Origin of the sequence: Corallococcus sp. AB032C, assembly GCF_003668935.1 — a bacterium.
GTDB lineage: Bacteria > Myxococcota > Myxococcia > Myxococcales > Myxococcaceae > Corallococcus > Corallococcus exiguus.
In genome coordinates this window covers 128,867-147,224 of record NZ_RAWP01000004.1, presented here as the reverse complement: position 1 = coordinate 147,224, position 18,358 = coordinate 128,867, and the positions used below count along the sequence as shown (strand labels likewise).

General features: G+C 69.7%; 15 protein-coding genes. 10 read left to right on the top strand and 5 right to left on the bottom strand.

What is annotated here, in order from left to right; genetic code table 11:
- The first annotated feature begins 135 nt into the window (after positions 1-135).
- Positions 136-1,020 carry a fatty acid desaturase gene (locus D7X99_RS02970; protein ID WP_121776388.1) on the top strand — a complete coding sequence of 295 codons (885 nt, stop codon included), beginning with the start codon at positions 136-138 and terminating at the stop codon, positions 1,018-1,020.
- Positions 1,021-1,089: 69 nt separating this feature from the next.
- Here the strand turns inward: D7X99_RS02970 and D7X99_RS02965 are convergent, their stop codons facing one another.
- Positions 1,090-2,520, bottom strand: a complete 1,431-nt coding sequence (locus D7X99_RS02965) for a M28 family metallopeptidase (protein WP_121776387.1) — start codon at positions 2,518-2,520, stop codon at positions 1,090-1,092.
- Between the two features lie 318 nt (positions 2,521-2,838).
- Between D7X99_RS02965 and D7X99_RS02960 the strand changes: the two genes are divergently transcribed.
- Positions 2,839-3,654 carry a hypothetical protein gene (locus D7X99_RS02960; RefSeq protein ID WP_121776386.1) on the top strand — a complete coding sequence of 272 codons (816 nt, stop codon included), beginning with the start codon at positions 2,839-2,841 and terminating at the stop codon, positions 3,652-3,654.
- Positions 3,655-3,709: 55 nt separating this feature from the next.
- On the opposite strand, the gene D7X99_RS02955 is transcribed toward D7X99_RS02960, so the two are convergent.
- A complete protein-coding gene (locus D7X99_RS02955) occupies positions 3,710-6,160 on the bottom strand; it encodes a transglycosylase SLT domain-containing protein (RefSeq protein ID WP_121776385.1) in 2,451 nt (816 codons plus the stop codon).
- A gap of 209 nt (positions 6,161-6,369) precedes the next feature.
- The gene (locus D7X99_RS02950; RefSeq protein ID WP_121776384.1) at positions 6,370-7,059 is read right to left on the bottom strand and encodes a DNA-binding protein; all 690 of its coding nucleotides are present in this window, start codon (positions 7,057-7,059) and stop codon (positions 6,370-6,372) included.
- Between the two features lie 218 nt (positions 7,060-7,277).
- Between D7X99_RS02950 and menA the strand changes: the two genes are divergently transcribed.
- The 6 genes from menA (at position 7,278) to D7X99_RS02920 (ending at position 14,496) form a co-directional block, all read left to right on the top strand.
- Positions 7,278-8,204: a 1,4-dihydroxy-2-naphthoate octaprenyltransferase gene (menA, locus tag D7X99_RS02945; protein ID WP_121776383.1), complete on the top strand. Its 927-nt coding sequence runs from the start codon at positions 7,278-7,280 to the stop codon at positions 8,202-8,204.
- 70 nt (positions 8,205-8,274) lie between these two features.
- Positions 8,275-8,730, top strand: a complete 456-nt coding sequence (locus D7X99_RS02940) for a hypothetical protein (protein ID WP_121776382.1) — start codon at positions 8,275-8,277, stop codon at positions 8,728-8,730.
- Positions 8,731-8,965: 235 nt separating this feature from the next.
- Complete coding sequence (locus D7X99_RS02935; RefSeq protein ID WP_121776381.1) at positions 8,966-10,876, top strand: hypothetical protein; 1,911 nt, start codon at positions 8,966-8,968, stop codon at positions 10,874-10,876.
- Between the two features lie 15 nt (positions 10,877-10,891).
- The gene (locus tag D7X99_RS02930) at positions 10,892-12,022 is read left to right on the top strand and encodes a hypothetical protein (RefSeq protein ID WP_121776380.1); all 1,131 of its coding nucleotides are present in this window, start codon (positions 10,892-10,894) and stop codon (positions 12,020-12,022) included.
- Between the two features lie 100 nt (positions 12,023-12,122).
- Complete coding sequence (locus D7X99_RS02925) at positions 12,123-13,376, top strand: cytochrome c (RefSeq protein WP_121776379.1); 1,254 nt, start codon at positions 12,123-12,125, stop codon at positions 13,374-13,376.
- Between the two features lie 268 nt (positions 13,377-13,644).
- The gene (locus tag D7X99_RS02920) at positions 13,645-14,496 is read left to right on the top strand and encodes a DUF5995 family protein (protein ID WP_169849224.1); all 852 of its coding nucleotides are present in this window, start codon (positions 13,645-13,647) and stop codon (positions 14,494-14,496) included.
- 9 nt (positions 14,497-14,505) lie between these two features.
- Here D7X99_RS02920 and D7X99_RS02915 read toward each other — a convergent pair whose 3' ends face one another.
- Positions 14,506-15,903: a BamA/TamA family outer membrane protein gene (locus D7X99_RS02915; RefSeq protein ID WP_233613059.1), complete on the bottom strand. Its 1,398-nt coding sequence runs from the start codon at positions 15,901-15,903 to the stop codon at positions 14,506-14,508.
- A gap of 211 nt (positions 15,904-16,114) precedes the next feature.
- On the opposite strand from D7X99_RS02915, the gene D7X99_RS02910 reads away from it, so the two are divergent.
- Together D7X99_RS02910 and D7X99_RS02905 are read left to right on the top strand one after the other, a co-directional pair.
- Positions 16,115-16,591: a MaoC family dehydratase gene (locus D7X99_RS02910; protein ID WP_120574267.1), complete on the top strand. Its 477-nt coding sequence runs from the start codon at positions 16,115-16,117 to the stop codon at positions 16,589-16,591.
- Positions 16,592-16,685: 94 nt separating this feature from the next.
- Positions 16,686-17,837 (top strand): fatty acid desaturase, encoded by a 1,152-nt coding sequence (locus tag D7X99_RS02905; protein WP_121776376.1) that lies wholly within the window; start codon positions 16,686-16,688, stop codon positions 17,835-17,837.
- A gap of 2 nt (positions 17,838-17,839) precedes the next feature.
- Here the strand turns inward: D7X99_RS02905 and D7X99_RS02900 are convergent, their stop codons facing one another.
- Positions 17,840-18,337, bottom strand: a complete 498-nt coding sequence (locus tag D7X99_RS02900) for a hypothetical protein (protein WP_121776375.1) — start codon at positions 18,335-18,337, stop codon at positions 17,840-17,842.
- Positions 18,338-18,358 lie beyond the last annotated feature (21 nt).

The following is an 18,358-nucleotide window of genomic DNA, read 5'->3' as shown; positions in this document are numbered from 1 at the left end:
GTTCAACGTGACTACGTGGTTTACCGCCAGTGTGGAACGTGCAGGCGGGCGAGGGTGGGCTGTTCGGGGTGGGGGCTGCCAGCCTACAGTTGGAAAATCGGCATTTTTCCCCTGGCCCCCTTGTACGGAAGGCGCATGACCCTGTTCCGGCACCCTGAAGATCGCATCCCGGTCCTGATGTTCCTTGGCGTCTTCGCGCTCGACCTGACGGTGTTCCTCACGGCGCGCAGCTGGTGGGTGCCGGTGCTGTGGTTCGGGCTCGGCATCATCCCCAAGGGGTGGATCTGCTCGTGGAACCACCACCACCAGCACCTGTCCTTCTTCAAGCACGCGCTGCCCAACCGCCTGTTGGAGATCGTCTTCGGGTTCCAGACGGGGGTGACGTCGCAGGCGTGGTTCCTCCACCACGTGCTGGGCCACCACAAGAACTACCTGGACCAGACGCAGGACGAGTCGCGCTGGAAGCGGGATGACGGCACGACGATGGGGGAGGCGGAGTACTCGCTGAGCACGGCGCTGACCGCGTACTCGCGCGCGTTCCACGTGGGGAAGAAGCATCACCCCAAGGCGCTGCGCGTGTTCGTGTGGATGGCCGCGCTCCAGGTGGTGCTGCTGGCGGGCCTGTTCTGGGTGAACCCCTACAACGCGCTCTTCGTGTTCCTGCTGCCCATGATGGCGTCGCTCTACGTGACGACCTGGGCCACGTACTTCCACCACGTGGGCCTGGAGACGGCCAACCACTCGGAGGCCTCGTACAACATCCTCCACAAGGGCTACAACCTGATGACGGGCAACCTGGGCTACCACACCGCGCATCACACGCGGCACGGCCTGCACTGGTCCAAGCTGCCGGAGCTGCACGCGCAGCTGGCGCAGGACATCCCCGCGAACCTCTACCGCCAGCCGGGCATCCCGTTCGTGTGGCGCGGCTCTGAAGAGAAGCTCGTGTTGAGCGAGCACGAGGTCGCCGCGCTCTCCGGCAGGCCCGTGGAAGGCAGCGGGGAGGAGCTGGCCGCCTAGCGGTCCAGCGGTCCCCAGGAAGCTCCCCCGCCGGAGGTGCTCCTTCCGGCGGAAGGGTGCCGCGGTCAGCTACTTCGGCGGTTGCGGCTCCGTCGTGCGGTTCGCCGCCAGGTTGATGACGTTGAGGAGCAGGTCCTTCACGCGGCGGGGCTTGTTGCCGCCGTTGTCCTCGATGATCTTGTCGATGTCGTCATCCTGCCGGTGGTACTCGGGGATGAGGTCGCCGCCGCCCTCGGGGTTGGACAGGCCCTCGAAGAGGAAGAGCACGTCCTCGCCCTTGCGCCCGAAGGACGCGCCGTCCTGCCGGTCGCGGTAGACGTTGATGTCGCGGTTGATGCGGTCGAACGGATCCGCCAGCTGCTGGTTCGCCTGGTCCACCACGTCGCGGAAGTAGTTGGGCTGGCCCTTGGTGTTGGTGTCCACCACGGACAGGCGCTGATCATCCCAGCGGCCCACCATGTCCGTGTTGATGACGCCGGCGATGTTCTTCAGCTCCAGGCCGGGGATGGGGTGGTCCACGAAGTACTGCGAGCCCACCAGGCCCTTCTCCTCCGCGCCCGTCCAGATGAAGAGCACGGAGCGGTCCAGCTTGCCGTTCTTCGCGGCCTCCGCCAGCTCCGGCACCGCCGCCATCAGCACCGCGCTGCCGGACGCGTTGTCGTCCGCGCCGTTGTACGCGTTGCCCTTGCGGTCCACGCCCACGTGGTCCAGGTGGGCCATCACCACGATGACCTCGTCCTTGTGGGGGCCGGTGCCGGGCAGCATGGCCATGGTGTTCACCGCCTGGCCCGTGGCCGTGGCCACCTGCTTGAGCTCCTCCACGCTGCGCTGCTTGCCCGCGCGCGCCGGCACCACCGACTGGCCCGCCGCCTTCATCGTCTGCTCGTACTGCTGGTTGAGCTTCTTCAGCGTGTCCTTGGGCATCTTCTCGTCCAGGTAGAAGCCCTCCTGGAACATCGTGTGGCCGAACTGCTTGTGCTCGGCATGCCCTGCGTGCGCCGCGCCCGCCGTCTCGCCCGCCTTGTCCGCGCCCAGCCACGAGTAGACGTTGAACTTCTGCTGGAAGGGGTTCTCCGGGTTGTTGATGTTGGGCCCCACGAGCCCGTACTTCTCCGCGTGGGCCTGCACGTAGACGGAAGCGGCGTCCAGGCCCGCGGAGGGGCTGTCACGTCCCTGCAGCGCGTCCGAGGCCAGGTACTCGATGTGCGTCATCGGATCCGAGTCGACCGACACGGGCGGCTCGGTGGGCGCCTCTGGAGGCACGGGCGTCGTGGGCGCCGGCGTCGGGGTGGTGGGCGCGGGCAGCCCCAGGATCGGCGGCGGCGCGGGCAGCCGCGGCAACTGGCCGGGCGCGGGGCGCGTGCTGCCGGAGGACTCGAAGCCGTCCTTGAACGCGAGGGGGCGGTTCCGGGACTTCGCCTCCGTCGTCCGGGCGTCCTGCGAGGACAGCCGCGAGACGGAGGTGAGGGGACGCGAGCTGTCGTTGATCTTCGAGGCCATGTTGGGGAGTCCGGGGGAGGAACCGCGCTCCCCAGATTATCCGCCGAACCCCCTGGGGAGTTGTGCGCCACGGCAAAGTTCCGCCCGCGTCCGGTTCATCCCCTGAATCCCCGTTTCAGGGCTTCGCCCGCGAGTGGGTGCTCCTGACGCTCCGTGTGAGACCTGGCTTGCTACAAAATCACATGTTTCATGTGACATTTGGCGCTACTCCGTTTTCTCAATCAATGAATGACACGAGTGAAACAGACGGACTTGGTGTGTTGGCGCGCGGGGTGCAGTGGTCCGGCGCGCAGTCCACCCCACTCCATGAGGTAACGGATGCATTTGAAGATCACGGGTTCCCTGCTGGCTTCCATGCTGCTCGGCATCACGGGTTGCGCGGGCGGTGCCGACGACGGCCAGGCCTCCGGTTCCCTGAACGCGCAGGAAGCCGCGGCGTCCCAGTGCGTGAAGAAGTTCGAGGGCATCACCAGCTGCGCGCTGGGCCGCGCGAAGGTGGATGCCGTCGCGGACGGGCTGGCGGTGTCCAACCTCACGACCCAGAAGGACGGCGTCTCCAGCAGCTTCACGCAGGCCGTGAAGTGGGAGCAGCGCGTGGCGACGCGTCTGGGGGCGCAGGGCGGCTACCAGCTGGCCGCGCGCGATGGCGACCAGGTCGTCAGCACGCTGAAGGTGACGCCGGGCCGCGAGGCGAACACGGTCAACATCCTGCCCACGTTCACGGGCTCGCCGGGCGGCTCCGCGTACCGGATGAACATCTACCGGGGCGGCGTGCTCCAGGGCTCCAGCCCCCAGCCGGCCGGGCTGATGATCACCTTCACCAACTGGCGGGACTTCCTCCGCTGGGCGGAGATGCACCACCACTTCCTGAACGACTTCGACATCGACGGGCTGTCCACCGGCTCCGCGGAGACGAACGTGGGCGCGTGCGTGTGGCGCCTGGAGTCGGAGAAGAACACCTTCACCGTGGACATCAACGGCAAGTCCATCACCGGTGACTCGGTGGAGTTCATCGAGACCGTCGCGGATGGCGCGTACCCGTACCGTCACTTCACGGGCATCGACACGAACGCCATCGCGGGCGAGTACACCATCCGCTCCGAGTCCATCACCCAGCCCACGGGCGTGAAGTAGCGCGACCCCGCGGTCCAAGCGCCGGACGGGAACACGGCCCCGTCCGGCGTGCCGCCTAACGTCGCCCGGAGAGGGAGGACGTGGGCGTCGCCGCGTTCCGGCCGCTGCCGCCCACACCCGACGCAGGGCTCACCGTGGGCGTGCGCGCGGCCTCCAGCGGGGCCTTGCGGGCCGGCGCGAAGGAGGCGGGGACTTCGTTGGCGTAGAGCAGCTTGTAGGCGCTGTAGCTGCTGAGCACGCGCTTCACGTAGTCGCGGGTCTCGTCGAAGGCGATGTGCTCCACCCACTCGTCCAGCTCCGCCTGGGGCAGGGCCTTGCGCCAGCGCTCCACCGCGTTGGGGCCCGCGTTGTAGGCGGCCACCGCGTAGGCGGGGTTGCCGTCGAAGTGCTTGAGCAGCGAGCCCAGGTACGCCGCCCCCAGCCGGATGTTCGGCGCGGGCTGGAGCAGCGACGACATCTCGAACGACGCCAGCTTGAGTGAGTCCGCCACCGCCTGCGCCGTCGTGGGCATGAGCTGCGCGAGCCCCAGCGCGCCGGTGGACGAGCGCGCGCGTGGGTTGAACCGGCTCTCCTCGCGGATGAGGCCCTGCAGGAGGTCGGGGTCCACGCGAGCGGCCTTCGAATAGCTCTGGATGAGCGGACGGAACGCGAGCGGCCACGTCGCCTCCCACACCGGGCGGGAAGCGGCGCTGAGCGGCCCGGCGGCCTCCTGACGCAGCGTCACGCGGGCCACCTGCCGCGTGGCCCGGCCCCGGCCGGTGCGGCGCATGGTCTGGTAGAGCAGCCGCGCGGGCGCTTCCGCCAGGCCGCGCGTGTCCACCGCGAGCAGCTCCTCCACCACGCCCGGCTGTCCCAGGCGCAAGAGCTCCACGCCCGCCGCGAAGCGCGCATCCTTCTGGAGCGGGCCCGGGGGCAGGGGCCAGACCTCGTCGTTGGCCGGCGCGGCGGTGTTCAAGGTCTTCGCCACGGCCGGTTGCGCGGCGGCTTCCGTCAACCGCGCCAGCCGCTCCGGTGCGTGCTGCGCCAGCCGCGTGCGGGACAGCAGCCCGTACCAGGCCGTGGGGCGCTCGGTGGCGATGAGCTCGTAGCGCGCGAGCGCCGGGTCCAGCGCGCCAGCGTTCTCCTGGACCCGCGCCTGCCAGTAGCGCGCGCGCCAGAGGGCGTCGTCGGTGCGCGCGGCCTCCGGCAGCTGCTCCACCGACATCAGCGACGCCAGGCCCTGCTGCGTCTCGCCCTTGCGCTGGTGCAGCCAGAAGGCGCGGAAGAGGGCCTCCGCGGCGAAGTTGCCGGCGGGGTAGCGCTTCGCCAGCGCCTCGTAGTTCTCCAGCGCCTCGTCCGCGCGGCCCAGGCGCTGCTGCGTCCAGGCCTCGAAGAACAGCGCGTCGTCCGCGTAGCCGTGCTCCGGGTAGTCCCGCGCCAGCGTGGCGTACGTGTCCACCGCCGCTTCCGGCTGCACCACGGACTGCGAATAGGCGAGCAGGTAGAGCGCCTGCGGCCGCTGCTCCGGCGACTGGCACTCGCGCGCCACCGGCTCCAGCACCTGGATGGCGCGGCGGTGCTGACGCTCCTTGCGCAGCGCGCGGCCCAGGGTGAGCTGGGCGCGGCAGGCCAGCTCGTCAGGGAGCTCCGTGCGGGGCCCCGAGCGGGCCAGCATGTTCATGGCCGGGACGTTCTGGTGCAGCTCCACCAGCGCCTCCGCGCGGCGCACACGCCACTTCATGGGCAGGGGCAGGTCGCGCAGCAGGGCTTTCGCGCGGTCCGCCTCCGGCGACAGGGGCGCGGTGGCCCAGACCTCCAGCAGCGCGCGGTGCTCGGCGTTGTACTGCCCCGCCGCGCGCGCCAGGTCGCAGTACGCGAGCAGCGCCTTCATCCGCAGCGCGTCCGGCCCGCGGGCCTGCCGGCTGTCGATGAACTCCTGGAGCGCGGCCAGCGCCTCGGGGATCTTCAGCTGGCGCTTGAGCACGCGCGCCATGGTGAAGCGGGCCTCCGGGTAGAGCGGGGAGCCCGGGCTCACCAGGCCATACTGCTCCGCCGCGCGCAGCGGCTTGCGCAGCCGTTCATGCGACTGCGCGGCCTTCATCAGGCAGTGGTCGCGCAGCGGGACGTAGTCCTCCGCGAGCGCGGTGAACTCCGCGGCGGCGGTCGCGAAGTCCCGGGCGAGGAACGCGCTCTGCGCCTGGAGGAAGCGGCCGGGGAGGGAAGGGGGAGACTCCGTCGCGAGCAGCGCCCGCGCGGACTTGTACCGGCCGCGGTCGAACTCCGCCTTCGCCTTCGCCAGCACGCCTTCCGCGAAGTAGGTCGAAAGCCGCTCCGGTCCGAAGGCCTCCGCCGTCACCTCGTCCTGCGAGGGCTGCGCCGTCGGCGTGTCGAGCAGTGCCTCCAGCTTCTCCTCCGACATCACGTCGCCGGAGTCGTCCTCGTCGGGTGCCTGTGCCCACGCGGTGCCCGGGGCCCACAGGCCCGCGCACGCAAGCAAGACCGCCGCTGTTCCTCGAAGTCCGTCCATGCCAGCCCTCGTTCGTCCGCCAGGGACTCGGATGGATTGGCACTGCCCGTGCGCTTGGAACCTGCCCGCCTGTCCCCTTGCCAGGCGCGCGTTGGCTTTCGTGCATCCGCCCTCAGGCACACATGGGGAGCCCTGCACGAAAGCCAACGGCCCGCGGAACCTGCGTCTGGCGTCTGGGGTGCTACATACCCAGGGGCGCCTGGCTGCTGTCAGGGCGCGGCGTTCTGCACCGAGAGGTCGCCCGGCATGCGGGGCGCCACCTCGTAGGTCGTCTCATACTGCGCGGCCAGCCCCACCACGGCGATGCGCTGTCCCACGGTGAGGGCCTGGAGCGAGGCCTTGTCGAAGCCGGCGGAGACGTGGACGAACATCTGCACCTCGCCGGTGCCGTCGTCGATGTAGAGCTTGTAGCCGTAGGGCGAGTCGTCCTGGAACGCCTGGGTGATGGCGCCGCTCACGCGGATGAGCTGGCCCTCCACGGACTCGTTCACGCCGCCGGTGGTGACCTCCTTGGGCGACACCTGCTCCGTGCCCGACTTCAGGTCCACGTCCTCGGGCACGCTCTTGAGGATGCGCAGCATGTTCTGCTCGTCCAGCGTGCCGGTGACGCGCACGCGGGCCCCCAGCCCGAAGGACAGCTTCTCCGCCAGCTTGACGTAGATGCCGCCGGTGTCGTCCTGGATGGCGAAGCCCTCATCGCCCAGGGCGGAGGAGAACGTGCCGGGGGCCACGGTGACCGAGCCCTCCACCGTCACCTCCGAACCGTTGGAGCGCGAGCGCGCATCCTCGATGGAGAGCACCGGATGACAGCCGGCGAGCGCGAGCACGAACGCGCCCAGCAGCGGCAGGGCGCTCCGGCGCGAAAGGGAACGGGAGGAGGGAAGGGAGGTCGAGTTCATGGCGGCCTTCTATCACCCGACGGGCAGGGATGGCTTGTATTTCTGATTGTTCTGGAATTCGCCCGAGATGGGACTGGCGTCTGCCTTTGTGTCGCGCCGGGGCCGGGCGGGCTGTAGACAGGTGATACATGAGGGAAACCGATGTGAAGTATTGGGTCCTCTTGCGGTTTGCCGGCCTGTAGCTTTACCGTGCGCCTGCTGCCCTCCCCCGGACATCCATGGCCACTCCGAGTCTCCCGTCGTCGAGTGTCGCGTTCGAAGCCAAGCCCTCGCTGGCCCGCATCTGGTGGGTCGCGCTGCGTCCCAAGACGCTCACCGCGTCCATCGCGCCCACTCTGGTGGGGTGGGCCTTCGCCAACGTGGAAGGGGGCTGGCGGCCGGTGCCGGCGCTGACCTTCCTGGTGGGCTTCATGCTGGCGCAGATCGTCAGCAACCTGGTGAACGACTACTCGGACTTCGAGCGCGGCGCGGACACCTCGGCGCGGCTGGGGGACGCGCGCGTCACGCAGAAGGGCTGGCTCACCTCGCGCGAGGTGGCGGCCGCCGCGGCCCTGGCCTTCACCGGCGCCGCGCTCGCGCTACTGCTGCTGACGCAGGCAGGGGGCTGGCCCGTGCTCGTGGGCGGCGCCGTCTGCCTGGCGGGCGCGGTCCTCTATTCGGCGGGCCCCGTGCCGCTGGGCTACATGGGCCTGGGGGACGTGCTGGTGCTGCTCATCTCCGGCCTGCTGGGCGTCACCGGCAGCTACGGGGTGCTCACCCACCATCTCTCCGGCGACGTGGTGCTCGCGGGCCTGTCCATGGGGCTCATCGCCGCGGGCATCCTCGCGGTGAACAACCTGCGCGACCGCGAGACGGACGTGCTCGCCGGCAAGCGCACACTGGTGGTGCGCTTCGGCCGCCGCTTCGGCCAGTGGGAGTACACGCTCGCGGTGGCCGGGGCGTTCGCGCTGCCGCTGATGGCCTGGGCGCTGTCGCCGGCCCATCCGCGCGCGTGGCTCTTCACGCTGGCGGGCCTGCCGCTCGCGGCGGTGCAGATCCGCGCCATCTGGCGGGAGGACGGCGGCGCGCTCAACCCGCACCTGGGGCGCACCGCGGGGCTGGGGCTGGTGTTCGCCGTGCTCCTGTCCGCCGGCCTCAGCCTCTGATTGCTCTAGACTCGCAGGCCCCCGCCCGTTCGCGTTCCATCCCCCGTTGTCGCCCGCTCCGGAGTCCCCCGTGTTCTTCGCGCCGAAGGTCTTCCCCGCCTGGGGTTCGCTCAGTCATGCCGCCCGGTCCCTCTACGGGTGGACCTTCTACACGGTGCCGCTGGCGCTCCTGACGCTCTTGAGCCCCGCCACCTTCCTCACCGTGGCGGGCATGCAGCCGGACCCCGCGGATCCGCACCACTTCGCCGTGCGCATGTTCGGCTCGCTGCTCACGTCGCTGTCCTTCATGTCCCACCAGGCCGCGGTGCGGGAGATCCGCCCCTTCTTCCACTGGGCCGTCGTGGGCCGCACCTTCATCACCGGCGTGGTGCTGATCTGCACGGCGCTGGGGCAGTGCCCTCCCATCATGGGCTTCTTCGCCTGCATCGACTTCGGCGGCGGCATGTGGACCTTCGTGGGCCTCAAGCGCGACGCCGCCGAGGCCGCCCGCGGCGCCCAGCCCGCCCTGGCCCATCCGACGCCCTGAGTCACCCGTCCGCGGGGCTCCATTCCCTCGTGCGATCTGAAGTCAACGAATTGCGCAGCCTCTCATAATGTGGTCAGTTCAAACCGATGAGGTGTTCTCCTCCCAACCCTTCCCTGGCCTCACCGTCTCCGCGAGGCGGAGCGCTGGCGGCGTCGGGGAAGGTGGGTCGCGTGGGCCCGCGCGTGAGGACACCTGCTCCCTTTCCTCCCCCTGACTGTCTCCGGCCTCGTCTTCCATGAACCGCTCAATCCTGCTGAAGAGCGCGTGGTGCGCCCTGCTGGTGCCCCTGCTGTCTTGCAACCTCCTCAAGGTCACCGATGACGAGGGGTCCACCACGGGCCGCGGCGCCAAGCGGTTCGACCCGTACCAGGGCCTCAACTCCGGCGCGATCCGGCTGAGCCTCCAGTACATCAACGGCTGCGCCTTCCTGCCCAACGGGCAGATGGTGGCGAAGAACAGCGTGACCCCGGGGTATCCGGACACGTGCATCACGCCGCTTGGGCAGAACCCGCTGACACAGTCGCCTCCCGCGGGGACGCTGCAGATCCTGTCGGACACCCAGTACTTCCTGAACCAGTTCTCCGTGTCGGAGACCGTGGTCAACCAGCACAACGACCCCAACGACCAGACCGCCGCGCTGGCGTGGATCAAGAACCAGTCCGTGTTCGCGGGCCTGGACTGGACCGACGTCAACCAGGGCCCGGACGAGTGGAGCTTCTACAGCCTCGCGGGCGCGGTGGAGGACTGCTGGACCCGCGAGGTGCAGTTCGGCAACGCGAACTGGCAGAAGGTGAAGGACGACACCATCACCGTGGAGGTGCTGGACGAAACGGGCACCCCGCGCGCGAGCCAGACGTACCTGCGCTCGGAGCTGCTGGCCTCCTCGCCCTACGCCGGCCACAGCCGATTCTCCTGGCGGTCGGAGAACCTGAAGCCGCCGCGCTTCCCCGGTGACAAGGACCCCGGCACCGTGACGGGCTTCACGGGCGGTCTGGACCAGAGCGCCATCACGCGCACCATCGCGCGCGTGGACTGGGTGGGCAGCACCAACCCCTTCAAGGTGCTGCGCGTGCCGCGCCTGACGGGTCCCGGCGCGCTCAAGGCCACCTGGAGCCAGCTGCCGGACAAGCCGTTCTTCTTCCCCGTCACGTACATCACCCCGGATGACCGCCCGTCCACCTGCACCGACGACGCCGGCAACCCGGTGCAGTGCAGCCCGGGCCTGGACTCGCGGCTGGTGTTCTCGCCCCCGAAGGAGGGCAGCTTCTACAAGCCCGGCGAGGACGTGAGCGTCTATGTGGACCTGCGCGACAGCGCGGGCGCGCACCTGCACTCGCGCGACCTGTTGCCCAGCGCGCGGGAGATCATCGGCGGCCAGTCCAACGGCATCCAGACCTTCGTCCCCAACGTCATCGCGACCGTCGGGGAGAACGACTCCATCTCCAACGTGGCCATCGCCGGTCCCATCCAGGACCTCAAGGTGCTGGGCAACCCCAGCGACAAGCCCGGGTTCTTCGCCCGGCCGTTCCCGTTCGCGATGCTGGATGACGCCACGCTCACGGGGCTGACGCCGGGCCTCATCGACTACAAGTGGCCCACCCGCCAGACGTTCACGCTGCCCGCGAACGCGAAGCCGGGCACCTACGTGGCGCTGGTGAAGTTCAACCGCGCGTCCCTGGGCGAGCGCGTCGCCAAGTTGAACCCGTTCTTCTTCCAGGTGGGCCAGGACGAGCCGACGACGTACCCGGGCAACGTGGGCAACTGCCAGCTGTGCCACCGCGGCGTGCTGTCGCTGGACAACCTGCGCCACGGCCTGTCGGTGGACCACATCGAGAGCTGCAAGGTCTGCCACCACTACGACACGGACACGGTGGGCCGCACGCAGGAGATGGTGCACCGCATCCACATGAACTCGCCCACCTACCCGGCGAACCGCGCGGACTGCACCGTGTGCCACCTGACGCGCAAGAGCACGGAGCGTCCCAGTCTGTCGCTGTGCGGCTCGTGCCACATCTCCCAGCACGGGGACGAGTTCTTCCAGATCGCCTTCAACCAGCGCGGCACGCCCAGCCGGTTCGGCAACTGCGCGCAGACCTGCCACGGCGGCGATCAGCTTCCCGCCAGCCACATCCTCCCCGCGAAGTAGGGGAAGCAACCCGCCATGCAAAGAGCTCTCTTCGTCGGAACGCTCCTCGGCGCGGCCCTGCTGAACGCCGGCTGCCAGGAATCCTCCAACAACCCCACGGCGTCGACCTTCACGCCGCGCCCCACGTATGAAAACCGCGAGCCGGGGGGCCTCACCTCCCGGCTGAACGGCTTCACCGTGGACCCGGAGGCCTACTTCTTCAACCTGGCGGCCTGCGCGCCGCCGCCCGCGCAGTGCCCGCTGCCGCCGCTGTACGCGGAGTTCAGCCCGCTCCTGCAGCGCGCGGTGGTGCAGAACGCGACCATCACCCTGCTGGACAGCGCCACGGGCCAGGTGCTCGCGGAGAGCGGCGTGGTCGCTGCTTCGGACGCCCATGGCGTCTGGACCCTGGACAAGGTGCCCACGCGCCGGGGCGCGCCGTTCTTCGTGCTGTCGTCGGCGTTGCCAGGGGTGCCGAGCGGCACGCTGGCCAATAATGCCCCTGCGGGGCCGCCGCTGCCGCCGCTGCCTCCCGTGCCGGAGGGCAACTACGTGCCCACGCTGACGGTGCGGCCGGTGGTGCCCGCGCACAGCGCCTGCGTGGGCCTGGAGGCCCTGCAGATGAGCGACAAGGGCATCCTGGAGGCGGTCGCGAAGTACCTGACCACCGAGGGCACGCCCACCACGGTGGCGGACCTGCTCAACCCGGCCCGCTTCGGCGGCGTGACGGTGTTCTGGCTGTACCGGCCGGGCTTCCCCGTCTTCCGCGTGCCAGCGGCGAACACCACCGTGGTGGCCAGCGCGGGCCGCGTGCTGAACATCGAGTGGGCACCCCCGGGCGCGCTGCCGCCGCCGCTGGCGCCGTTCCAGTCCACGCGCGGCTTCTTCATCCCGCCGGGGCCGCCGGCGCCCAACAGCTCCCTGGGCCTCGTCGCCGTCGTCCACCCGCCGCTGCCGCTGCCGCCGATGGGGCCGCCGCCGGTGGTCCACTACGAAGCGGTGGACTCCACCACGAGCGACCCGGAAGGGCGCCCGTGGGTGCTCCAGCCGCTGGATCTCCCCGTGGCCCCGGGCAGCGTGACGTTCGCCGGCCTCCAGATGTACAGCAAGACGCCCTCGACGACGCCTTCGATTCCCCCGCCCAGCACCTGCCTGCCGGGCCAGTAGCCGCCTCACCCGTTCCAACACCGGCGCTCTGTCCACTCCTCCCCCGTGGAGCAGACGGAGCGCCGTGTGCCGTCCCCGTTCATCCGGAGAAGCGTTCCCCATGATGAAGAAGATCCTGATCGCCATTGGTGCGTTGGTCGCCCTGGTCCTGATTGGCGCGGGTTCCGCCATGGGCGTGGCCACCCACAAGATCAACAAGACGTATGAGAACGTCGCGCTGCCCAACATCACGCGCGACAGCTCGCCGGAGGGCATTGCCCGCGGTGAGCAGGTGTTCCGCGCGGTGTGCGCGGAGTGTCACGCGGGCGGTGGCAACACCAAGCCCACGGGCGTGCAGATGCACGACTTCCCGCCGGAGCTGGGCACGTTCTACTCCGCGAACATCACCTCCGACCCGGAGAAGGGCGTGGGCGCCTGGACGGACCAGGAGATCGCCCGCATGGTGATCAACGCCATCGACAAGAGCCACCACGTGCGCCCCATGCCCGCGTTCCCCAACATGGGTGACAAGGACCTGGCGGCGGTCATCGGGTTCATGCGCTCGGGTCACCCGGACTTCGCGCCGGAGAAGGCCCAGCCGCCGCGCTCCACGCTGACCCCCATGGGCCGGATGGTGTTCTCCTTCGCCATGGGCATCAACGACAAGGGCCGCACGGAAGCGGTGCCCGTGCCCGCGAAGGCGGCGGACTCCGTGGAGTACGGCCAGTACGTGTCCGCCAGCGTCTACGACTGCGTCTTCTGCCACTCGCCGGGCTTCGAGGGCAGCGCGGCGAAGATGCTGAAGCCGGAGACCGTGCTGAGCGGCGGCTTCGAGTTCGACCTGACGCCGCTGGGTGGCGAGGGCAAGATGCTGTCGCCCAACATCACCATCAGTGAGACGGCCGGCATCGGCAAGTGGACGCTGGATGAGTTCAAGCACGCCATGCGCACGGGCGTGACGCCCGCAGGCCACATCCTGCGCGCGCCCATGCCCAAGTACCGCTACGCGGACGACGTGGAGCTCACCGCCATCTACACCTTCCTGCGCTCCATGAAGCCCAACGACACGGTGGTGCCGCCCCCCGCCGGTGGCCGCCCCAAGGCGGAGCCCTCCAACGACCCGGAGAAGATGTTCAGCTCCCTGGGCTGCGCGACCTGCCACGCCCCCGGCAAGGCCTACGAGGCCAAGCTCCAGGGCGCCAAGGGCAAGGCTCCTGAGGAAGTGGCGAAGTGGATCCGCAACCCGGAGTCCTTCAAGCCCGGCACGCAGATGCCCACCTACGAGTCCCTCGTCGACGAGAACAACGCCCTCGCGCTCGCCCGGTACGTCCTGGGCAGGACGGGCGGCACCGTGAGTGAAGGCACCACGCCCTGAGTTTGACATCGATGTGACAAAGGCCCCCGCGTGAGTGTCAACACGCGGGGGTCTGGTGAAACACCGTATTTCTTCCGGGTGGGTGTCGTCACAGGAAGGGCCGGTTCAGATAAGCTTTCATGTGAAGTCGTTCCCCCACCCCGCGGAGCGTCATTCCATGAATGTTTCACCGGCCTCCCCCTCGGCTCACCGGTCGCAACACCCCCAGCCGCTTCACCTCCACGAGACGAAGTCCCCGGACGCGCAGGAGCCCATCCGGTTGGATGACGTGCTCTGGAATCCAGTGAACGCCGAGGAGGCGCTGGAGGGTCTGGAGAAGATCCTCGGCCGGCTGAACGCGCGGGATGACTCACGCGCCATCTTCCTGGACATCTACGCCATCGTCACGCGGAAGGTCGTCCACCTGCTGAACCGGGATGACGCGGGCGGCTTCCTCGAGCCCGAGTGGCTGTCGCACCTGACGGGCCGCTTCGCGGAGGAAGCGCTCATCGCCGTCAGGGACTCGCTGAAGAACCTGCCGCTGCCCACCGCGGCGTGGCGCTTCGCGACGCACTACCCGGCCCAGGGTCTCACGCAGCCGTACCAGGACGCGCTGCTGGGCGTGAGCGCCCACATCAACCACGACCTGGGAATGGTCGTCTACGACAACATCGCCCACCAGTCGCCGCCGGCGGATGCACGCCGCATGGCGCGCTACCGGCATGACTACTTCCACGTGAACGAGATCCTCCGCTCGTGCATCCCGGACTGCGTGGACCTGCTCGCGGAGCGCTACCAGTGCGCGTCCACGCGGCTGCTCCTGCGCGTGCCCTTCAGCCGCCCCGTGATGGAGCGGGCGGTGATGCGGATGCTCATCGTCTGGCGGCAGCGCGTCTGGGACAACGTCGTCGCGATGCTGGAGGCGCAGACGCCCGAGGAGCACCAGGCCGTCGTGGAGCGCGTCCGCACGACGTCCGGCCGCATCGCGCAGGCGCTGTGCGCGGACAAGGCGCTCTGGTGGACGGTGCGCGGCGAGTCACCGCCGTTCAGCCTGGACCTGCCGCCGGAGGCGTGGCCCGGCGTGGTGCCGCCTCCGGAGCCTGAGCCGGACGCGGACGCGAGCGCTGCCCGCGCCGGCTAGCGCGCCGTCTCAGGAGGGCGTGACTCCGGCCACGAGGTAGAAGCGCACCTGGCCGGAGTTGACGGCGTAGGCGACGTCCACGCCCAACAGGGGCAGCACGACGTTGTTGAGGTACAGCCGCAGGCCCCCGCCCACGCCCTGGGCCACGGTGACGGCGTTCTGGCCCGTGATGGTCTCCCGCAGGTAGTTGCGGATGACGCGTCCGTTGGCGTCGCGCAGGTTTCCGTCCTCGGGCACATCCCACCACGCGATGGCGCCCGTGTCGGAGAAGGCCACGCCCCGGAAGGCCAGCGACTGCACCTTGAAGAGGGGGAAGTGGTACTCGGCCGTGAAGGTGAGCCGGCTATCTCCGCGGAACTGCCGGTACTGGAAGCCGCGCAGCGTGTTGCCGCCCATCACCAGCTCCTGTTGGAAGGGCAGGTGCCTGCCCAGCACCATCTCACCGCGCAGCACCAGGTTGTGCTCCGTGAAGAAGCGGATGCCGTGGCGATAGAGCAGGCCGAACTTGCGGTAGTCGAACTCGCTCCACACGCCCGGGGTGGACACCTCGTAGGAGGCCTCCAGGTTGAGCCCCTCCGTCACCGCGTGCAGCGTCTGGCGTGAGTCCAGGCCCACCATGAGGCGCAGCGACGTGTCTCGCATGGCAGGGCCGGTGGAGAACGGCGGCACCGTCACCGGCATCTCCGGATCCGGAGTCTTCGCGTCGATGCTGGCCAGGCGGTACTTCGCCGCCGCGCGCACGCGCTCGAAGAGGATGAAGCCCAGTTCGGAGCTGATGGACGCGGAGTTGAAGCGCGTCCGCCGGAGGATCTCCGGGTCGTCCTCACTGGCGTCCATGCTGTACTCGTCAACGCGGTCGCTCTTCAGCTGTCCCTCCAGGCTGAACTTGAGCTGCGGCAGGCCGAAGAGAATCGGATCCAGGAAGCCCACGTACAGGCCGCTCTCGCCGGTGCTCACCTGCGCCGCGACGGCGAACTTCTTCGCGCGGCCGCCCAGGTTGTTCTCCGCGTAGAGCAGCCCGCCGCCGGTGTTCGCGGAGGACAGCGCCACCGTGGGGGCCACCACCCACGACGCCTTGTCCTTCACGCGCAGCACCAGCCGCACGCGCCCGTCGGGCATCGGCTCGGTGCCGACACGGACCTCCTGGAAGAGGCCGGTGGCCAACAGGCGCCGCTCCACCTTCTCCAGTTCCTCGCTGTCCACCTCGTCGCCCACGCCCACCTGTCCGAACGAGCGCACCGTCCCGGACGTCGTCTTGTTCGCGCCCTCCACCGTCACCTCTCCGACCTGGGAGCGGTCGATGGGGGACACGGGCGTGTCCTCGTCGGCGTGGGCGACGGGAGCCGCCAGACCCGTCAGGGCCACGGCGAGGACGGACAGGTGACGGCGGAAGCAGGAGAGAGGCACGCACTGCTCATACTCCACGGGCCGCGGGCGCTGGTTGTTTCGACGAGCGTCCGCCGGTGCGGGCGCGCGATGTTCAACGTTCGGCATCCGGAGCGACCCGAGGGCGGCCCCCCGTGCGACCTGGAGAACAGTGGCACCCGGACGAGCGCCCAGGTCATGGACGGATTATGCTCATAATGTGGGCGGGCATCCGTCCCGGAGGGACGCGGGCATGGCATCGACGGCGGAGGGCGGGCGCCAGGAGTTGTTCCTGGACGACCTGTCCGTGGGGCAGAAGTTCTTCAGTGACACGCACGCGCTGGACGCGGCGCAGATCATCGCCTTCGCGCGGGAGTTCGACCCGCAGGGCTTCCATCTGGACGACGCCGCGGCGAAGGACACGCTGTTCGAAGGGCTGGCGGCGAGTGGCTGGCACACGGCGGCGCTCACCATGAAGCTCAACGTCCAGAGCGGTCTGCCCTTCAAGGGCGGCATCGTGGGGGCGGGCGGGGAGATCCGCTGGCCCCGGCCCACGCGCCCGGGGGACATCCTCCAGGTCGAGAGCGAGGTGCTGGAGATCATCCCTTCCCGCACGCGGCCGGACCGGGGCATCGCCACCGTGCGCAGCGAGACGCGCAACCAGAAGGGTGACGTGCTGCAGGTGCTCATCGCGAAGCTGGTGCTGCCCCGTCGCCCGGCGAGCGGGTGAGCGGGACGTGACGCTTTGCGTGAGCGCTGGCGGAGGCTACCGTGCGGCCCGCATCGGCCGTGGTCCCCGTCCCGCTTTCGAGGAGTCCCTTCGCATGTCCCGCGCCACCCCTGACTTCGACCTGGCCTCCGTGGACGTGGAGGGCTTCTACGCGGAGCTGAAGGCGCTGCGCGCCCAGCTGGACGCGAACCTGGGCGAAGCGGACAAGGCGCACCTGCGGAAGATGGAGTGGTGGGGGAAGGTGGCTTCGGTGCTGGGCGTGGCCACGGCGTGGATTGCTCCCAATCCACTCTCCGCGGTGGCGCTGGGCCTGGGCCGCTCCACGCGCTGGCTGCTCATGCACCACGTGGGGCACCGGGGCTATGACCGCGTGCCGGGCATGCCCGCGTCGCGCACCAGCAAGGGCTTCGCGAAGGGGAACCGCCGGTTCGTGGACTGGCTGGACTGGATGCTGCCGGAGGCGTGGGTCTTCGAGCACAACGTGCTGCACCACTCGCACACCGGCGAGGACGCGGATCCGGACCTCCTGGAGCGCAACGCGGAGGGCTCGCTGCGTGACACCGGCCGGCCGCTGGCCCTGCGCTACGTGCAACTGGCGCTGCTGGCCGTCACCTGGCGCGCGAGCTACTACGCGCCGGAGACGCTGGGCTCGCTGCGCCGCAAGGGCCGCCGCGAGGGTGGGGCGCTGACGCGCACGGAGCTGTGGGAGCTCTTCACGCGCTGCTACCTGCCGTACGCGACCGTCTTCTTCGGGCTGTATCCGGCGGCGTTCCTGGTGGTGGGGCCGTGGGCGGCGTTCAGCGTGTTCTGCAACTCCGTGCTGGCGGACGTCGTCACCAACCTGCACACGTTCTTCGTGGTGGGCCCCAACCACACCGGCGAGGACCTGTACCGCTTCGACTCCGCGCCCGCGAACAAGGCGGAGCGCATGGTGCAGCAGGTGGTGGGCAGCGCGAACTACCGCACGGGCGGCGACCTCAACGACTTCGCGCACCTGTGGCTGAACTACCAGATCGAGCACCACCTCTGGCCGGACCTGCCGATGCTGAAGTACCGAGAGGCGCAGCCGCATGTGCGCGCCCTCTGCGAGAAGTACGGCATCCCGTACGTGCAGGAGAGCGTCTGGACGCGCGCGCGGAAGATGGTGGACGTCGTCGTGGGCAAGGCGTCCATGAAGCGGCTGGTGAAGGCCGCGGCGCCCGGGATGTCGGCCGCGGACGCTCGCGCGGAGGCCTCCGCGGCCTAGCGTCAGGCGGGCGGAGCGCGACGGCGGCGGGGCAGCGGGGCGAGCGCCACGGGCGTGGCCTCCGGGGCCGTGGCTTCCTGGCGCACGGCCTCCGCGTTCACCACGCGGACACCGTCGGGTTGGACGGGCAGCCCCAGGGTGTCCACGAAGAGGCGGTAGCTCTCCTCCAGGCGGCGGTGCAGCGAGTTGAACGTCTGGTGCGCGGTGCCGGGCATGTCCTCGGTGTAGGTGAAGTACCAGCGCAGCTCGTCCAGGCGCCCGTAGAAGTGGTCCACCACCGCCTGCTCCTGTTCGGTCAGGTGGATGAGCTGGGCGAAGGCGCCGTCCGCGTAGCGCGAGGCCACCGTCTCCACCAGCGGGCCGCGGCTGCGCAGGCGGGAGAAGAGGAGGAACATGTCCTCCCTGCGTGCGGCCAGCCGGCGCATGATGCCGGCGGCGTCGAGGGCGAGCAGGTTGCGCACGCGCGCGGTGGTTTCGTCGGCCTTCTTGCGGCGAGCCATGGTGCGACACAGCCTACCGTC